A 17,003-nucleotide genomic window follows, 5' to 3' on the forward strand; every position below is an offset into this window, starting at 1 on the left:
TTTTTTTTTTTTTTTTGTGTTGTTTTTTGTGTTTTTGACGGCGTGGTTTGGGGTGGTGGTTTTGGGGGTTTCTTTTTTGGGGGTGGGTGCGTTGTTGGTGGGTGTGTTGTTTGCGTGGGGGGGGGGGCCTTGGGGGGGTGTGGCCGAAATGGTGGGTGTTTTGTGTTTATGTGGCTCGGGCCCAACCCCCGTCCGGGGGTGGGCCCCCACCGCCGGGAGGGCGCCGCCCCCACGTCCTGCGGTGCCGAGACTCAGGCGTTCAGCGCGGCGCGCGCGAGGCGGGCCGTCTCGGACGGGGTCTTGCCGACCTTGACGCCCGCGGCCTCGAGGGCCTCCTTCTTGGCCTGCGCGGTGCCGGACGAACCGGACACGATCGCACCGGCGTGGCCCATCGTCTTGCCCTCGGGCGCGGTGAAACCGGCCACATAGCCGACGACCGGCTTGGTGACATTGGCCTTGATGAAGTCCGCGGCCCGCTCCTCGGCGTCGCCGCCGATCTCGCCGATCATGACGATCAGGTCGGTGTCGGGGTCGGCCTCGAACGCGGCGAGGGCGTCGATGTGGGTGGTGCCGATGACCGGGTCGCCACCGATGCCGACGGCCGAGGAGAAGCCGATGTCACGGAGCTCGTACATCATCTGGTAGGTCAGGGTGCCGGACTTGGACACCAGGCCGATGCGGCCGGGCTTGGTGATATCGCCCGGGATGATGCCGGCGTTGGACTGGCCCGGGGTGATCAGGCCGGGGCAGTTGGGGCCGATGATGCGGGTCTTGTTGCCCTTCGAGCCCGCGTACGCCCAGAAGGCGGCCGAGTCGTGGACGGCGATGCCCTCGGTGATCACAACGGCCAGGCCGATGCCCGCGTCGATCGCCTCGACCACGGCGGCCTTGGCGAAGGCCGGCGGCACAAAGACCACGGTGACGTCGGCGCCGGTCTTCTGCATCGCCTCGGCGACGGAGCCGAAGACGGGCACCGAAGTGGGGGTACCTCCCAGGCCGTTCAGGCTCTGGGGGACCTCGAAGTCGACCTCGGTGCCGGCCTTGCGCGGGTTCACGCCGCCGACGATGTTGGTGCCGTCGGCCAGCATGAGCTTGGTGTGCTTCATGCCCGTGGCACCGGTCATCCCCTGGACGATGACCTTGCTGTCCTTGGTGAGGAAGATAGCCATGGTTGTGGAGTCCTCGTCCCTTACTTAGCCGCAGCCAGCTCGGCGGCCTTGTCGGCCGCGCCGTCCATGGTGTCCACGCGCTGCACCAGCGGGTGGTTGGCGTCGGACAGGATCTTGCGACCCAGCTCCGCGTTGTTGCCGTCGAGGCGCACGACCAGCGGCTTGGTGACCGCTTCGCCCTTGGCCTTGAGCAGCTCCAGGGCCTGGACGATGCCCTTGGCGACCTCGTCACACGCGGTGATGCCACCGAAGACATTGACGAAGACGGACTTGACGTCCGGGTCGCCGAGGATGATCTCAAGGCCGTTGGCCATGACCTCGGCGGAGGCGCCGCCGCCGATGTCGAGGAAGTTGGCGGGCTTGACGCCCGAGTGCTTCTCGCCGGCGTAGGCGACGACGTCGAGGGTGCTCATCACCAGGCCCGCGCCATTGCCGATGATGCCGACCTGGCCGTCGAGCTTGACGTAGTTGAGGCCCTTGGCCTTGGCGGCGGCCTCCAGCGGGTTGGCCGCGGCCTTGTCCTCCAGCTCCTCGTGCCCGGGCTGGCGGAAGTCGGCGTTGGCGTCCAGCGAGACCTTGCCGTCGATGGCGATGAGCTTGCCGTCACCGCTCTTGATCAGCGGGTTGACCTCGACGAGGAGGGCGTCCTCCTTGACGAAGACGGTCCACAGGCTCTGCAGGACCTGGACCATGCCGTCCGCGATCTCGGCCGGGAACTTGGCGGCCGCGATGATCTCGCGGGCCTTGGCCTCGGTCACGCCCTCGTTGGCGTCCACCGGGATCTTGGCGAGGGCCTCGGGCTTGGTGGCCGCGACCTCTTCGATGTCCATGCCACCCTCGACGGAGGCCATGGCCAGGAAGGTGCGGTTGGTGCGGTCCAGCAGGTAGGAGACGTAGTACTCCTCCTTGATGTCCGCCGTCTGGGCGAGCATCACCTTGTGGACCGTGTGGCCCTTGATGTCCATGCCCAGGATCTGACCGGCCTTGGCAACCGCGTCGTCCGCGTCGGAGGCCAGCTTCACGCCACCGGCCTTGCCCCGGCCGCCGACCTTGACCTGCGCCTTGATGACGGCCTTGCCGCCCAGCCGCTCGGTCGCCTCGCGCGCCGCCTCAGGCGTGTCGATGACTTCACCGGCCAGCACCGGTACACCGTGCTTGGCGAAGAGGTCCCTCGCCTGGTACTCGAACAGGTCCACGCGCGTCCGTCCCTTTTCCATGGATATCGCGGTTCGTTGTCTGCGCGGGCGTGCCGCGTTGGCAGCGTGAGGACGCGATCTATGACGAGGGCGGCACACGTGCGCCGAATACGCGGCATGTCCGTCTCGCAGGTTATCCCCGAGGGCGGGAGCTCCCTAAATCACAGATCACACTCTGGCCGTGATAACGCTCACAGATCGCGACAGAGCGCGTCCATTCGGGAGCGACCGGCCGGTCAAATGGCGGTATCGGGTATCGGCAGCGGCCGCTTCTCCAGGGCCGCCGCCATCACCTCCGGAAACAGATCGGGGGTACAGGCGAAGGCGGGCGCGCCGAGTGCAGCCAGCGCCGCGGCGTGCTCGCGGTCATAGGCGGGCGCACCCTCGTCGGAGAGCGCGAGCAAGGTCACGAACCGCACCCCGGACGTCTGCATCGCGGCGACCCGCCCCAGCATCCCGTCGCGGATACCGCCCTCGTAGAGGTCGCTGATGAGGACGACGACCGTCTCGGCGGGCCGGGTGATGCGGGACTGGCAGTAGGCGAGGGCCCTGTTGATGTCGGTGCCGCCGCCGAGCCGGGTGCCGAACAGCACATCCACCGGGTCGGCCAGCTGGTCGGTGAGGTCCACGACCGCGGTGTCGAAGGCCACCAGCCGGGTGTCCAGGGCCCGTATCGAGGCCAGGACCGCGCCGAAGACGGCGGCATGGACGACGGAGGCGGCCATCGACCCGGACTGGTCGATGCACAGGATCACCTCCTTCTTCACCGACCGTGCGGACCGGCCGTAGCCGATGAGGCGCTCGAGCACCACGGTGCGGTACTCGGGCAGGTAGTTCTTGAGGTTGGCGCGGATGGTGCGGTTCCAGTCGATGTCGCGGTGCCGGGGGCGGCCGATGCGGGCGGAGCGGTCGAGGGCGCCCAGGAGGGTGGTGCGGGTGCGGGAGGTCAGGCGCCCCTCCAGATCCCGGACCACCTTGCGGACGACCGCCCGCGCGGTGGTCCTGGTGGCCTCGGGCATGGCCTTGCCCAGCGACAGCAGGGTGCCGACGAGGTGCACATCCGCTTCGACGGCCTCGAGCAGCTCGGGCTCCATCAGCAGGGCCGACAGACCGAGCCGGTCGATCGCGTCGCGCTGCATCACCTGAACGACGGACGTCGGAAAGTACGCCCGGATGTCGCCCAGCCAGCGGGCGACCTGTGGCGCGGAACCGCCGAGCCCCGCCCCGCGCCGGCCGCTTCCCGGGGCGGAGTCATGGGCGGGACCGGGCCGGGATCCATAGAGCGACTCCAGGGTCCGGTCCATGGCGGCGTCGGTGCCGCCGAGCGGGCACCCGGTGCCATCGCCCGCGCCGCCGAGCACCAGCCGCCAGCGGCGCAGCCGTTCGGCTGCGGGATCGATGGGGGGTGTGGCCGTCACCGTGCTGCTCCTTCTGTCGGTCCCGCTGCCGATGCCAAGCCGTCTTCGGGGCTCTCGCTGTTATTTGGGTTCTCGGGGCTCTCGAGGTTCTCGGGGTTCTCGGGGCTCTCCGGGTCGAGGCCCAGCAGCAGGCACATCGTCGGCAGGATCGCCGCCGCCCGTCCGGCATCCAACTCTGCTGTGCCGGCCGGGCCGTTGGCCCCGGCTGCCGACCCGCCGCCGCGGATCAGCTCGCCGACGGAACGGCGCACTCCGGGGTCGAAGGCCGCGAAGGTGCGGCGCAGCAGTGGCAGCACATCCGTGAAGGCGGCGGGGGGCACCCCGGTGAGCCAGGCGTCGACGAGACCGAGCAGCCGGTCGTCATGGACGAGCAGCATCCCGCCGGAGCCACCGCTGCCGATGAACCCCTCGATCCAGGCGGCCGCCTCGGCCGGTGCCCGGCCGGGCGAGAGCGCGAGCCCCATCAGCCGGGCGGCGCGGCCCTCGGCCAGCCGGCCCTCGTCGAGCAGCAGCCGGGCGGCCCGGCCCCGTATCTCCCCGGGCAGGCCCTCGCGATCGGCGAGGACGGTCAGCACGGCGGCCCAGCGATCGCGTATGCCGGGCGAGGCCAGCAGCGCCGTCGCCTGGTGCACGGCGTTGAGCCGGGCCCTCATCTCCGCCGCCGCCTCGCGGTCGAGGCCCGCGCAGGCGGCGGGCAGGCCGACGAAGACACGCTCGGCGATGCCCGCCGCCACCTCGGCCAGGGCCCCGGTGTCGGTGCCGCGGACGTCGCCGTAGCGGACGGACCGGACGAGGGCGGGCAGCGCCTGGGCCAGCTGTGCCACATCCGTGTCGAGGGCGGCTCGGTCGGCGAGGGCGCGCATGACGATGGGGAGGGCGGCGGGCAGCGCGGCGAGCAGGCAGCCTTCGGCCAGGGTGGTGATCTCGGCGAGCGTGGTGGCCGCGCCGGCCAAGGATGCGGCCCGTGCGGTCGCCGCGCCTTCGACGGTGGTGCCCCAGACTCCGGCCTCGGCCACTCGCACGGACAGCTCGGGTTCCCAGCACAGCCGCCAGGTCTCGCGGAAGGTGCCGAGCCCTTCGCGTGAGCGCACCGGTACGCCCCAGTCGACACCGAGCAGCACGAGCCGGTGCAGCAGCCTGCTGCGGGCCGCGTCCAGCTCCTTGCGGAGGTCGAACTCGGCTTCCCGGGCGGCAGGTTCGGGCTTGAGGCGCAGGCTGCGCTGCAGCCGGGTCAGGTCGCGCCGCAGGGGCGCGGCCGGTGCGGAGGCGGGGACCTCGCCGAGCGCCTCGCCGATGACCAGCCGGTCGTGGACGAGGGCGAGCGGCGCATCGGAGCCCTCGCACATCACCGCCCGCACCGCATCGGTGGCTTCGGTGAGCCCGGCGAACGGGCGGGCGCGCAGCGCGGCGAGGGTGTCGGCGAGCCGTACGGCCTCGATGACATGGGCGGAGGAGACGGGGTGGTCCTCGGCACGCAACAGCCGGGCGACGGTGGTCATCCACCGCTCCAGGGGCCGGTCCGGGGCGCGGAAGAGGTGCCCGTACCAGCCCGGTGAGGTGATGCCGGCGCCGTATCCGCTGTGTCCGGTCAGACGGCGGTGGGTCCAAGGCACCCAGCCGATGGTCGATTTGACCTTGGGCAGCCCCTTGAGCACCTGCCGGTCGGCGGTGACCGGCCGCTGCGCGGCGAGGGCCGGTACGTGCCAGGCTCCGCAGACCACGGCGACCGCGTCCCCGAACTCGCGGCGGGCTTCGCGCAGTTTCAGGCGCATATGGGCTTCCCGCACGGCATCGCGGTCCCGGCAGCGGACGCAGCCGGGGTGGCCGTCGGCGCCGTCGGACCCACCGCCCTCACCGGCGAGGGCGGCCCGCAGCTCGGCCATGGCCTCGGCGACGGCCCGGAAGGGCGCGAGCGGGGTGCCCTCCCGGTGGCCGCCCCGCCGGTGCTCGACCACGTCTTCCCACCAGCGCTCGGGGTCGTCGTAACCGGCGGCCTCCGCCAGCGCGGCAAGAGGGTCGAGCCGTGCGGCGGGGCCGGACGGGCGGCACATGTGGGAAGGACTGCCGCCCGGATCCCCGCCCGGGGCGGCGGCTTCCGCGTCGGGTGACGGGAACTCGGGCCGCTCCGCGGCGCGTTCGCCCAGCGCGAGCGACACCGCGGCGGGCAGGTCGATGAAGCGGACCGGCACGTCGTGCACCAGCGCCCATCGGATGGCCACCCACTCGGGGGAGAACTCCGCGAGCGGCCAGCAGGCGGCGTGGCCCGGGTCGTCCACGGCGTGGGCCAGCAGCGCGACGGGCGGACGCATCCCCGCGTCGGCGGCGAGGTGGACGATCGCATCCGCCTCGGGCGGGCCCTCGATCAGCACGGCGCCCGGCTCGCACCGGTCGAGAGCGGCCCGCACGGCCCGTGCGGACCCCGGCCCGTGATGTCGCACGCCGAGCAGGGCGGGCGGGGCGGTGGTCACTGGTCCACCATCCTTTCTGCGGGCATCAGTTGGGTGCTCGTGGTTAGATGCCGGTGAGAGCCGGGGTGACGGCCCGTGGTCATGCAGACACCTCGCGGCATGCGCGGTAGAAGTCCTGCCAGCCGTGCCGCTCGCGGACCACGGTCTCCAGATACTCCTGCCAGACCGTCCGGTCGGCCGCCGGGTCACGGACGACCGCGCCGAGGATCCCGGCGGCCACGTCCCCCGCGCGCAGCACTCCGTCGCCGAAGTGGGCGGCAAGGGCCAGCCCGCCCGTGACGACCGAGATCGCCTCGGCCGTCGAGAGCGTGCCCGAAGGGGACTTGAGCTTGGTGCGCCCGTCCGCGGTGATGCCCCCGCGCAGTTCACGGAAGACCGTGACGACCCGCCGGATCTCGTCGATGCCGTCGGGCGGCGCGGGCAGGTCGAGGGAGCGGCCGATCTGCTCGACCCGCCGGGTGACGATGTCGACCTCCTCCTGGGGGGTGGCAGGCAGTGGCAGGACGACCGTGTTGAACCGGCGGCGCAGCGCGCTGGAGAGCTCGTTGACGCCGCGGTCCCGGTCGTTGGCGGTGGCGATGAGGCTGAAGCCGGGCACGGCCGGTACTTCCTCGCCGAGTTCGGGGATGGGCAGGGTCTTCTCGGACAGGACGGTGATGAGGGTGTCCTGGACGTCGGCGGGGATGCGGGTGAGCTCCTCGATCCGCGCGATCCTGCCCTCGGCCATGGCGCGCATGACGGGGCTGGGCACCAGCGCCTCCCGGCTGGGGCCGTGGGCCAGCAGCCGGGCGTAGTTCCAGCCGTAGCGGATGGCCTCTTCGGCGGTGCCCGCCGTGCCCTGGACCAGCAGGGTCGAGTCGCCGCTGACGGCGGCGGCCAGGTGCTCGGACACCCAGGTCTTGGCCGTGCCGGGGACGCCGAGCAGCAGCAGCGCCCGGTCGGTGGCGAGCGTGGCGACGGCGACCTCGACGATGCGGCGCGGGCCGACGTACTTCGGGGTGATGACGGTGCCGCCGGGCAGGGTGCCGCCCAGCAGATAGGTGGCGACCGCCCAGGGCGACAGCCGCCAACGCCCGGGGCGTGGGCGGTCGTCGGCGGCCGCGAGGGCCTTCAGCTCCTCGGCGAAGGCGTCTTCGGCATGCGGTCGCAAGGTCTCGGTGCGCGGGATTCCAGACACGGTCACAAGTCCCCCTCGTGGTGCGTTCCGGGATGTGTCCCCACCTTGCACCAGCCCACTGACAATCGGTCTCCAGAGCGGGAGATCCGCTGGTCAGAGCGATTGTCAGTGGGGTGCCCTAGCTTTGCCGACATGAATCCGCAGGGGGAACGCTGGACATCGGACCAGGTGCTCGCACTGGCTCCTGACGAAGCGTCACGCAAGGCCGGCGGCAAACTCGCCGGACCCGGGCCGTGGTCGGGCACGGGTGCCGGTGCGGGCGCGGTGTGGGGCCGGTGCGCGGGCGGCGGCGGCACGCCGTATCGGGCGGTCGTCGATCTGTCCGGCCCCGATGAGCCCGGCTTTCACTGCAGTTGCCCGAGCCGCAAGTTCCCGTGCAAGCACACCCTGGGCCTGTTGCTGCTGTGGGCGGCGGGCCAGGAGGCCGTGCCGGCGACCGAGGCACCGCCGCCGGACTGGGCCGGTGAGTGGCTGCTCCGGCGGCGTGCGGCCCGGCCGCCCGGCGCGCCTGCGGCCGGGCCGGCGCCGGGCGGCGCGGCGGCGCGCCGCCGTGCGGACCGCCGGGCCGCACGCATCGCCGCGGGGGTCGCGGAGTTGGAGCAGCGGCTCGCGGATCTCCTGAGGGGCGGGCTCGCGGCGGGCGAAGACTCCGCGTCCGGGCAGTGGGAGGCGGCGGCGGCCCGTATGACCGATGCCCAGGCACCCGGACTCGCCGCCCGCATCCGGGAGTTGACCTCGGTGGTGGGCTCCGGCCCGGACCGGGCAGCGCGCCTGCTTGCGGAGTGCGCCCTGCTGCACACCCTCAACCAGGGCTATCTGCACGCCGACCGGCTGCCGGAGGCGCTGGCCGCGACGGTGCGAACCCGGGTCGGCACCGCCTCGGACGGCTCCGCGCTGCTGGCCTCCGCGCCCCGGGTCCGCGACCACTGGCTCGTCCTGGCCCAACGGGACGCCGACGACGGCAGGCTGACCACTCGCCGCTGCTGGCTGTACGGCCGGGGCACGGGCCGGATGGCCCTGCTCCTCTCCTACGGCGCGGGCGGCCGGGCGCCCGAACTCTCGCTGCCGGTCGGCCTGGTCCTGGAGGCGGAGCTCGCCTTCCATCCGTCGGCGCGGCCGCTGCGCGCGGTGCTCGGCCCGCGCCACGGGGCGCCCGCCCCCTGCTCCGAGCCGCCGCCGGGCGGCAATGCCGAGGCGGCTCTGTGCGCATACGGCGGGTCGCTGTGCGACGACCCCTGGCTGGAGTCCTGGCCGGTGGTCCTCGAGGCGGTGACCCCGGTGCCGGATGTGGAGCACGGCTGGCAACTGGCCGACGGCGAGGGCACATCGGCGCTCCCGGTGGATCCACGGTGCGGCGATCCGGGCCTGTGGCGGCTCGCCGCGATATCCGGCGGCCGGCCGGTGACCGTCTTCGGGGAGTACGGCCACCGCGGCTTCATCCCCCTGGCGACCTGGGGCCCCGGACCGGTCGCCCTCTGACGCCGCTGCACGGCACCACCCGGGGAAACCACCGATACGCCGGAGAACGGAAGAGGACCCGACGGATGAACACCACCTGGGAAGACCTCGTCACCACCGCCCTGCTGGGCACCGAGCGGCGCGCCTCGACCGCCCCGCCCCGCCCCGGGCAGGACCCGGCCCTGGCGCTGCTGGACGCGGCCGCCCTGCACACCGTGCGGCGGCGGGCAGCCGCCCTGCCGGTCACCGCGCGGGCCCGGCCCGCACCCGCGCCACCGGACCCACGTCCCGTGCTGCCGGCCGCCGCACAGCAGCGGCTGACCCTGCTGCTCGCCGACCGGACGGGCCCCGGCGGCGGGCGGCGCGGTGCCACCCCGGATCTCATCGAGCTGCTGCCACAGTGGCTGACCGCCGCCAACCGGCACGGCTACCGGGCGCCGGAGGCCTTGCTGCCCGCCCTGCTCGACGCCGCCCGGGCCCGCAGCGATCTGCGCCAGGAGGCCCTCACCCTCGGCGGGCCCCGGGCGCTGTGGCTCGCCCGGCTCAACCCCCGGTGGAAGTTCGCACTGCGCGCCCATCCGGCGGACCCGGCCGGCGTCCGGGACACCGATCCCGAAGCCGAACGGCGCGTCTGGCGGGAGGGGTTGTTCGCCGAGCGCGCCGCGGTACTGCTGGCCGTCCGGCGCCGTGATCCGGCCGTGGCCCATGAGCTGCTGGCCACCACGTGGGCGAGCGAGCGGGCGGAGGACCGGCTGATGTTCCTGGATTCCCTGCGTGAGGGCCTCTCCCCCGCCGACGAGCCCTTCCTGGAACAGGCTCTCTCCGACCGCAGCCGCAATGTGCGGGCCGCGGCGGCCGAACTCCTCGCCGCCCTCCCACTCTCCGCGCTCACGGCCCGGATGGCCGAGCGGGCCCGGGCCTGTGTCGCCCTGGACCGCACGACGAGCGGCGCGGCGCCGCTCGTCGTGGTCGAGGCGCCCCACCGATGCGACAGCGGGATGCAGCGGGACGGCATCGTCGCCAGACCCCCGTCCGGCCGGGGCACGCGATCATGGTGGCTGACCCAGGTGGTGCAGGCGGCACCGCTGGCCGTCTGGCCCGCGCACCTGAGGGTGGCCGACGCGGCCGAGGCCATCGCCCTGCCGGTGGCCGACGGCTGGCAGCCGGATCTGCACGCAGCCTGGTGCCGGGCCGCCGTCCTCCGGCAGGACGCGCAGTGGTCGCGGGCGCTGCTGGGCCCGGCGAGCTCGCTCCCCGACCCGGCGGGCTCCTCCTGGCGGGATCCCGCGAAACTGCTGACCGCGCTGCCACCGGGTGAACGGGCCGCCTGGGCGGCCGAGTTCATCGCCGCCCACGGGCTCTCGGACGCCTTCCGGCTGATCGGCGTGTGCGAAGTGCCCTGGGCGGAACCGCTGGGCCGGGCGGTCGTGGACGCCCTCGACATCGCACGGGAGGCCGGCGGCTACCCCTGGAGCTTCAGCGGGGTGATGGGCCTGGCCGAGCGATGCCTGGACCCCGAGCAGGCCGACCGGCTGGAGTCCCTCGTCGGCACCCCCGGCGCGGCACCGGAGGCCGCCGCCTCATCCGGGGCCTTCGGCTACTGGACGGAGGCCTTCCAGCGGCTCGTCGGCACCCTGCGGCTGCGCGCCGTCATGCATGCGGAGCTGAGCGGTCTCGGGGAAGTGCGGTGACCCGCGCCCGGACCCCGGCGGCAGCCGCCGGGCGATCACGCACCGGCCGGCTGGCGGACGTTCGCGTTGACCCACTCCACGATCGATGCCGTCGTCGCCCCCGGGGTGAAGATCTCCGCGACCCCCTGCTCCTTGAGCGGCACGATGTCCGCCTCGGGGATGATGCCGCCGCCAAAGACCTTGATGTCCTCCGCGTCCCGCTCCCGCAACAGCTCTATCACCTTGGTGAAAAGGGTGTTGTGCGCACCCGAGAGAATCGACAGGCCGATCGCGTCGGCGTCCTCCTGGATCGCGGTGTCCACGATCTGCTCGGGTGTCTGATGGAGCCCCGTGTAGATGACCTCCATGCCGGCGTCACGCAGCGCACGCGCGATGACCTTGGCCCCGCGATCGTGTCCGTCGAGCCCCGGCTTGGCCACCACCACGCGGATCGGACCGGTCACTCCCATCACTGCCTCCAGGTACGCCTGCCGTCGACCGGCCGCGAGCTGCCCCGCGCCCAGCGGGCCAGGGACGTGAACGAACGTTATCTCCAGCATCCCGCAACCGGCCGTTTCGCGGTGGAGAGCGAGGGGGAAATCACACGTGGGACACCACGTTCGCTACGCGCCGTTCCCGTCACCCCGCGCCTCACCCCGGCCGCCAACGGAGCAATGCCGTCAGGCACTCAGCCGTCCGGTCCCGGAGCCGCCGGATCACGGGTCGGTCGCAAGGGGAGCCGCGACAAAGCCGCCGCACCACTGTGCCGTCAGCCGCCCGGCACAGCGGTGCGGCAGGCAGCGTACGGCTGCCCACGAGGGCACCCGGGGGACAGAGGCCCGCTGTGTGTGCCGTTCGGGAGGTCGGCCATGGGGGCCTTGCCCACCCTTTCCACCACGCTCCCCTCCCCCGCGTTGGTCCGGTCCACCATGCTTGAGCTGGCGATCCTCACGGGTCATGTGCTGCTCTATCCCACCGGTGTGACCCAGGAGCGCCCCCCGCCTCCCTCCGGTCCGGAGGCGGAGAGCGGCACCGACCGGCCGCCCGTCCTCCTGCTGCACGGCTTCATCGACAACCGCTCGGTCTTCGCCCTGCTGCGCCGCTCGCTGCGCCGGCACGGCTGGCACCGGGTGACCTCCCTCAACTACTCGCCGCTCACCTGCGACATCCGTACCGCCGCCGGGCTGCTCGCCCGCCATGTCGACGAACTCTGCGCGCTTACGGGCAGCCGGCACATCGATGTCATCGGGCACAGCCTGGGCGGACTGATCGCCCGCTACTACGCGCAGCGCCTCGGCGGGGACGCCCGGATCCGCACCCTGGTCACGCTCGGCACACCGCACGGCGGCACCCTGGTCGCGCCCCTGATGTCCGCGCACCCGCTGGTGCGGCAAATGCGCCCGGACTCCGATGTCATAGCGGAGCTGGCCGAGCCGGCCCCCCACTGCGGTACGCGGTTCATCAGCTTCTGGAGTGAACTCGATCAGATCATGGTCCCGGTGGAGACCGCCCGCATCGATCACCCGGATCTGAGAGCGCGCAACATACGGGTCAGCGGGGTGGGCCATCTCGCGCTGCCCGTGCACTGCGCGGTGGCCGCGGGCATCCGTCAGGCCCTGACCACGGAAGAAGAGGCTCCCGACACCTCGGGAGCGGTATCGGTCGCCTGATGCGGGCCGGTGCTCCGCACCACAGCTCGAACCCTCGATCCCATCCCCCGCATCCGGCGAAGATCGAACGATTCTCGAACGCCAAAGCGACTGAACCGGATTGGGTCCACCGAAAGGCTGCCAATTGCCCAGGCATCAACGATTCAAAACGTGAGGAAGATTGTGGGCGTCGCATACCGCCGGGTACAGTCGCCGCTACTTCTCCTGCTCCCAAGGCGAAATGGAAGTGGTGGTGAACGACCGTCACCCCTCGGCGGGCCCGGGCCCGACCGTTCCCGCTCCCGATGCCATGTACGGGCACTACACCCCGTACGAACAGCAGGCCGCCGCATATGCCCACGCCGGATACGACAACCACGGTTATGGCACCGGGCAATGGGACACCACCGGACAGACCCAGTTCTGGGACACCAGCGGCTATGCCACTCATCAGCAGACCGGACAATGGGACTCGGGCCAGTGGCAATGGGAATCCGGGCACTCGGGCTCCTGGGACGGCACCACCGGCTGGGCAAACCCCTCGGCCGCGAGCGGAGAAGGAACCTGGGGGACGGACGCCACCGGCGCCCACGCCCACGTACCGCCCCAGACCTGGGACACCGCCGGCTGGGGCGGTGACTTCGGCGGGCAGACCCAGAGCGGACAGACCCAGACCTGGGACGCCGGCGCCTACGCGACCGTGGACGAGCCGGCCCCCACACCGCTCCAGCACGACCCCACCCTGATGACCGCCCTCCCCGATCCCGACCCGGGTTCAGCCCAGTGGGCCACGGCCGGGCAGGGGACGGCGTCCGTCGCCGACTGCGACACCAGGACCATGCAGGCGGTGATCGTCCCGCCGCGGGACGGTCGGCAGGACCTCCCCCAGGACGCGCGGCCCGAGCCCCCGCAGAGCCGCAATCGCCGCAAGGGCGCCCCCGCCCGGGCCGGTTACCGCCCGCGTCGCAAGGCGCTGCTCACCGTCGCCGTGCCTTCCGTCGCCGTCATGGGAGTGGCCGGCATCGCCGCCGCATCCGTCGCTTCCAACAACCGGCAGGACACCACATCCACCCAGGCCACCTCCGCCCCCGACCCGTCCACCGTCAAACTCTCGTCGGCCAACAACCAGCTGGACACCCAGCTCGCCGGGCTCAGCCGAGGCGCCGACGACTTCGCCAGCCGGGCCAGCCGCACCCAGGAACGGCTCGATCTGAAGGCACGCCAGGAGGAGGAGCGCAAACGCAAGGCGGAGGAGGCTGCCCGCAAGGAGGCGGAGCGGCCCAAGTTCGCGCTCCCCGTCAACCAGCACGGTCTGAGCGCCTACTTCGGCCAGGCGGGAGTCAACTGGATGTCGGTGCACACCGGCATCGACTTCCCCGTCAGCTATGGCACCCCCGTGATGGCCGCCACCGACGGCACCGTCCGTACCCAGTACAACGTGGCCTACGGAAACATGGCCATAGTGACCGCGCCCGACGGGACCGAGACCTGGTACTGCCACCTCAGCAGCACCCGAATGCGCTCCGGCCAGGTCAAGGCCGGCGATGTCATCGCCTACTCCGGCAACTCCGGCAACTCGACCGGGCCGCACCTGCACTTCGAGGTGCGGCCCGGCGGCTCGGCCGTCGACCCGCTGCCCTGGCTGCGCGGCCATGACCTCGACCCGACCTGACCCCCGGCCCCTGACTCCGACCGCCCCCGGCGCGGACTACAGCTTCTCGACCGGCGCGTAGCGCAACAGCAGCCGCTTGGGCTTGTCCTGGCCGAAGTCGATGGTGGCCTCGGCATTGTCACCGCTGCCCTTGACCGCGACCACCGTGCCGAGCCCGAACGAATCGTGGGTGACCCGGTCGCCGATGGCCAGCGACACCACGGGCCGGTCCTTGGCACGCCGGGTCGCGAAACCGCTCGGCCCCGCCTTGCCACCACCGGCGCGCGAGGACGAGAGCCCGGTGGAGGTGATGCCGGACACCGACGCGGAGGGGGTGGCGGGCCCGGTGCGGCGCCAGTCCACATACCGCTCGGGGATCTCCTCCAGGAACCGCGACGGCGGGTTGTACGCGGGCTGGCCCCAGGCGCTGCGCATGCTCGACCGGGTGAGATACAGGCGCTCGCGGGCCCGGGTGATGCCCACATAGGCGAGCCGCCGCTCCTCCTCCAGCTCCTTCGTCTGCCCCAGGGCCCGCATGTGCGGGAAGACGCCGTCCTCCAGGCCGGTGAGGAAGACGACCGGGAATTCCAGGCCCTTGGCGGTGTGCAACGTCATCAGTGTGATGACGCCGGTGCCTTCGGTGGCCTCATCGGGGATCTGGTCGGAGTCGGCGACCAGGGCGACCTTCTCCAGGAAGTCGGCCAGTGTGCCGGGGCTCTCGGCACCCTCGGTGTCCCGCTCCTGCTCGAACTCCAAGGCCACTGCCGCGAGTTCCTGGAGGTTCTCGATGCGGGTCTCGTCCTGCGGGTCGGTGGACGCCTGGAGCTCGGCCAGGTAGCCCGTGCGCTCCAGCACCGCCTCCAGCACCGTCGCCGGGCCGGCGCCCGACTCCACGATCGTGCGCAGCTCCTCCATCAGGACGTTGAAGCGCTTGACCGCGTTGGCCGAGCGGGCGGCCATGCCATAGGCGTCGTCCACTCGCCGCAGCGCCTGCGGGAAGCTGATCTTCTCCCGCAGGGCCAGGGCGTCGATCATGGCCTCGGCGCGCTCGCCGATGCCGCGCTTGGGCACATTGAGGATCCGGCGCAGCGGGACGGTGTCCTCGGGGTTGGCCAGCACCCGCAGGTAGGCCAGCACATCGCGGACCTCCTTGCGCTCGTAGAAGCGCACTCCGCCGACGACCTTGTAGGGCAGTCCGACCCGGATGAAGATCTCTTCGAAGACGCGGGACTGGGCGTTGGTGCGGTAGAAGACGGCGACGTCACCGGCTTTGGCGTCACCGGCGTCCGCGAGCCGGTCGATCTCGTCGGCGACGAACTGGGCCTCGTCGTGCTCGGTGTCGGCCACATATCCGGTGATGGCGGCGCCGGCGCCGGCCTCCGTCCACAGATTCTTCGGGCGGCGGTTCTGGTTGCGCTCGATGACCGCGTTGGCGGCGCTGAGGATCGTCTGGGTGGAGCGGTAGTTCTGCTCCAGCAGGACGGTGGTGGTGTCGGGGTAGTCCTCCTCGAACTGGAGGATGTTGCGGATGGTGGCGCCCCGGAAGGCGTAGATGCTCTGGTCCGCATCACCGACGACGCACAGCTCGGCGGTCTCCGCGCCGGTGCCCACCAGCTCGCGCACCAGGGTGTACTGGGCGTGGTTGGTGTCCTGGTACTCGTCGACCAGGACGTGCCGGAAGCGGCGGCGGTAGTGCTCGGCCACGTCCGGGAAGGCCTGGAGCAGGTGGACCGTGGTCATGATGATGTCGTCAAAGTCGAGGGCGTTGGCCTCGCGCAGCCGCGACTGGTACATCCCATACGCCTCGGCCAGCGTCTTCTCGAAGCCGTCGGACGCCCCGACGGCGAAGGCCTCCTCGTCGATGAGCTCGTTCTTGAGGTTGGAGATCTTCGCGCTGAAGGACTTCGGCGGGAACTTCTTGGGGTCGAGGTCCAGATCCCGGCAGACGAGTGCCATCAGTCGCTTGGAGTCGGCCGCGTCATAGATCGAGAAGGAGGAGGTGAAGCCCAGCTTCTTGCTCTCCCGGCGCAGGATCCGCACGCAGGCGCTGTGGAATGTCATCACCCACATCGCGTTGGCGCGCGGGCCGACGAGTTGCTCGACGCGCTCCTTCATCTCGCCGGCGGCCTTGTTGGTGAAGGTGATCGCGAGGATCTGGCCGGGGTGGACGCCGCGGGCGCCCAGCAGGTGGGCGATCCGGTGGGTGAGCACCCGCGTCTTGCCGGATCCGGCGCCCGCGACGATGAGCAGCGGCGACCCGGAGTGCACCACTGCGGCCCGCTGCTGGTCGTTCATCCCCTCCAGCAGCGCGGCCGGGTCCACGACGGGGCGGGCGGCGCCATCGCGGTAGTACGCCTCCCTGGGCACGGGCGCGTCGAACGCGCCTCCGAAGAGGTCGTGCGGCACCGGCTCCGGAGCCGCTTCCTCCGGGGGCGGCGGGGCTTCCCCGTCCGAGGGGGCGAGGTCCGCCAGAAAGCTGTCGTCAAAGAGGCTGCTCATCGTTGTCCGAGTCTAGGCGGCACCACCGACAGCCGGTCCAGGTTCGGCCAGAGCGTGACTACGTCCACAGCACCGCGATGAAGATGTTGGCGGCCGTCAGCCCGCCGACGGTGCCGAACACGGCGGTCTCGGCCTTCTCCTCGTCCCGCTTGATGTACACCAGGCCCAGGATCACCACCAGCAGCGCGAGCTTCACGCCGATCTTGACGGTGTTGACCCGGTGGTCGGCGGCCTGGTCGAGGCCGACCAGTGCGACCCCGGTGACCAGCATGGTCAGCGCGCCGTGCAACATGGCCGGGACCATGCGCGCCTCGCCGTTGCCCATGGCCTTCAGCTGGGTCAGGAAGCCGCCGAGGAGGGCGGCGATGCCCACGATGTGCAAGCCGAGGACGGCGTGAATCAGTACATCCATGGGGCCCGACCCTAGCCGGGTGCGTACCACTCACTCGCCGCCAGGTGGGAGGGGTTCACCAGCTCGGTCAAGTGCGGACCCGATCCTTCCGTACGGGCCGGAACCAGCTGACCATCACCAGTCGATTCACCACCGATTTCGGAGATTTGCGGTCATGCGCGTTACCGCGGCAGCGCGCGGTTTAGCGTCCTGCCCCAGACGGCGGTGGCCCGCTCTCTCCCCCCTCGTACGGGCCA

At 71.8% G+C, this 17,003-nt stretch carries 12 protein-coding genes; 4 read left to right on the forward strand and 8 right to left on the reverse strand.

Going from position 1 to position 17,003, the window contains the following annotated elements:
* Positions 1 to 251 precede the first annotated feature (251 nt).
* The 5 genes from sucD to ABCR83_RS24420 all read right to left on the reverse strand — a co-directional run bounded on the left by sucD (position 252) and on the right by ABCR83_RS24420 (position 7,434).
* Positions 252 to 1,169: a succinate--CoA ligase subunit alpha gene (sucD, locus tag ABCR83_RS24400; RefSeq protein ID WP_462697310.1), complete on the reverse strand. Its 918-nt coding sequence runs from the start codon at positions 1,167 to 1,169 to the stop codon at positions 252 to 254.
* A gap of 20 nt (positions 1,170 to 1,189) precedes the next feature.
* Positions 1,190 to 2,365, reverse strand: a complete 1,176-nt coding sequence (gene sucC, locus ABCR83_RS24405; RefSeq protein ID WP_462697311.1) for an ADP-forming succinate--CoA ligase subunit beta — start codon at positions 2,363 to 2,365, stop codon at positions 1,190 to 1,192.
* A 236-nt stretch (positions 2,366 to 2,601) separates the two neighbouring features.
* Positions 2,602 to 3,783 (reverse strand): VWA domain-containing protein, encoded by a 1,182-nt coding sequence (locus ABCR83_RS24410; protein WP_462697312.1) that lies wholly within the window; start codon positions 3,781 to 3,783, stop codon positions 2,602 to 2,604.
* Positions 3,780 to 6,251, reverse strand: a complete 2,472-nt coding sequence (locus ABCR83_RS24415; RefSeq protein WP_462697313.1) for a DUF5682 family protein — start codon at positions 6,249 to 6,251, stop codon at positions 3,780 to 3,782. The genes ABCR83_RS24410 and ABCR83_RS24415 overlap by 4 nt, the downstream gene beginning before the upstream one ends.
* A 79-nt stretch (positions 6,252 to 6,330) precedes the next feature.
* Positions 6,331 to 7,434: an ATP-binding protein gene (locus tag ABCR83_RS24420; protein ID WP_462697314.1), complete on the reverse strand. Its 1,104-nt coding sequence runs from the start codon at positions 7,432 to 7,434 to the stop codon at positions 6,331 to 6,333.
* 126 nt (positions 7,435 to 7,560) lie between these two features.
* Between ABCR83_RS24420 and ABCR83_RS24425 the strand changes: the two genes are divergently transcribed.
* Positions 7,561 to 8,907, forward strand: a complete 1,347-nt coding sequence (locus tag ABCR83_RS24425) for an SWIM zinc finger family protein (RefSeq protein ID WP_462697315.1) — start codon at positions 7,561 to 7,563, stop codon at positions 8,905 to 8,907.
* Between the two features lie 65 nt (positions 8,908 to 8,972).
* Entirely contained in the window at positions 8,973 to 10,577 is a 1,605-nt protein-coding gene (locus tag ABCR83_RS24430; protein ID WP_462697316.1) for a DUF5691 domain-containing protein, read from the forward strand.
* Between the two features lie 35 nt (positions 10,578 to 10,612).
* On the opposite strand, the gene ABCR83_RS24435 is transcribed toward ABCR83_RS24430, so the two are convergent.
* A complete protein-coding gene (locus tag ABCR83_RS24435) occupies positions 10,613 to 11,026 on the reverse strand; it encodes a cobalamin B12-binding domain-containing protein (RefSeq protein ID WP_462697352.1) in 414 nt (137 codons plus the stop codon).
* Positions 11,027 to 11,425: 399 nt separating this feature from the next.
* On the opposite strand from ABCR83_RS24435, the gene ABCR83_RS24440 reads away from it, so the two are divergent.
* Positions 11,426 to 12,226 carry an esterase/lipase family protein gene (locus ABCR83_RS24440; RefSeq protein ID WP_462697317.1) on the forward strand — a complete coding sequence of 267 codons (801 nt, stop codon included), beginning with the start codon at positions 11,426 to 11,428 and terminating at the stop codon, positions 12,224 to 12,226.
* 232 nt (positions 12,227 to 12,458) lie between these two features.
* The gene (locus ABCR83_RS24445) at positions 12,459 to 13,877 is read left to right on the forward strand and encodes a M23 family metallopeptidase (protein WP_462697318.1); all 1,419 of its coding nucleotides are present in this window, start codon (positions 12,459 to 12,461) and stop codon (positions 13,875 to 13,877) included.
* 36 nt (positions 13,878 to 13,913) lie between these two features.
* Here ABCR83_RS24445 and pcrA read toward each other — a convergent pair whose 3' ends face one another.
* Together pcrA and ABCR83_RS24455 are read right to left on the reverse strand one after the other, a co-directional pair.
* Complete coding sequence (gene pcrA, locus ABCR83_RS24450; protein ID WP_462697319.1) at positions 13,914 to 16,355, reverse strand: DNA helicase PcrA; 2,442 nt, start codon at positions 16,353 to 16,355, stop codon at positions 13,914 to 13,916.
* Positions 16,356 to 16,413: 58 nt separating this feature from the next.
* Complete coding sequence (locus ABCR83_RS24455) at positions 16,414 to 16,767, reverse strand: hypothetical protein (protein WP_462697320.1); 354 nt, start codon at positions 16,765 to 16,767, stop codon at positions 16,414 to 16,416.
* Positions 16,768 to 17,003: the final 236 nt, after the last annotated feature.

This window comes from Streptomyces xingningensis (assembly GCF_054957865.1).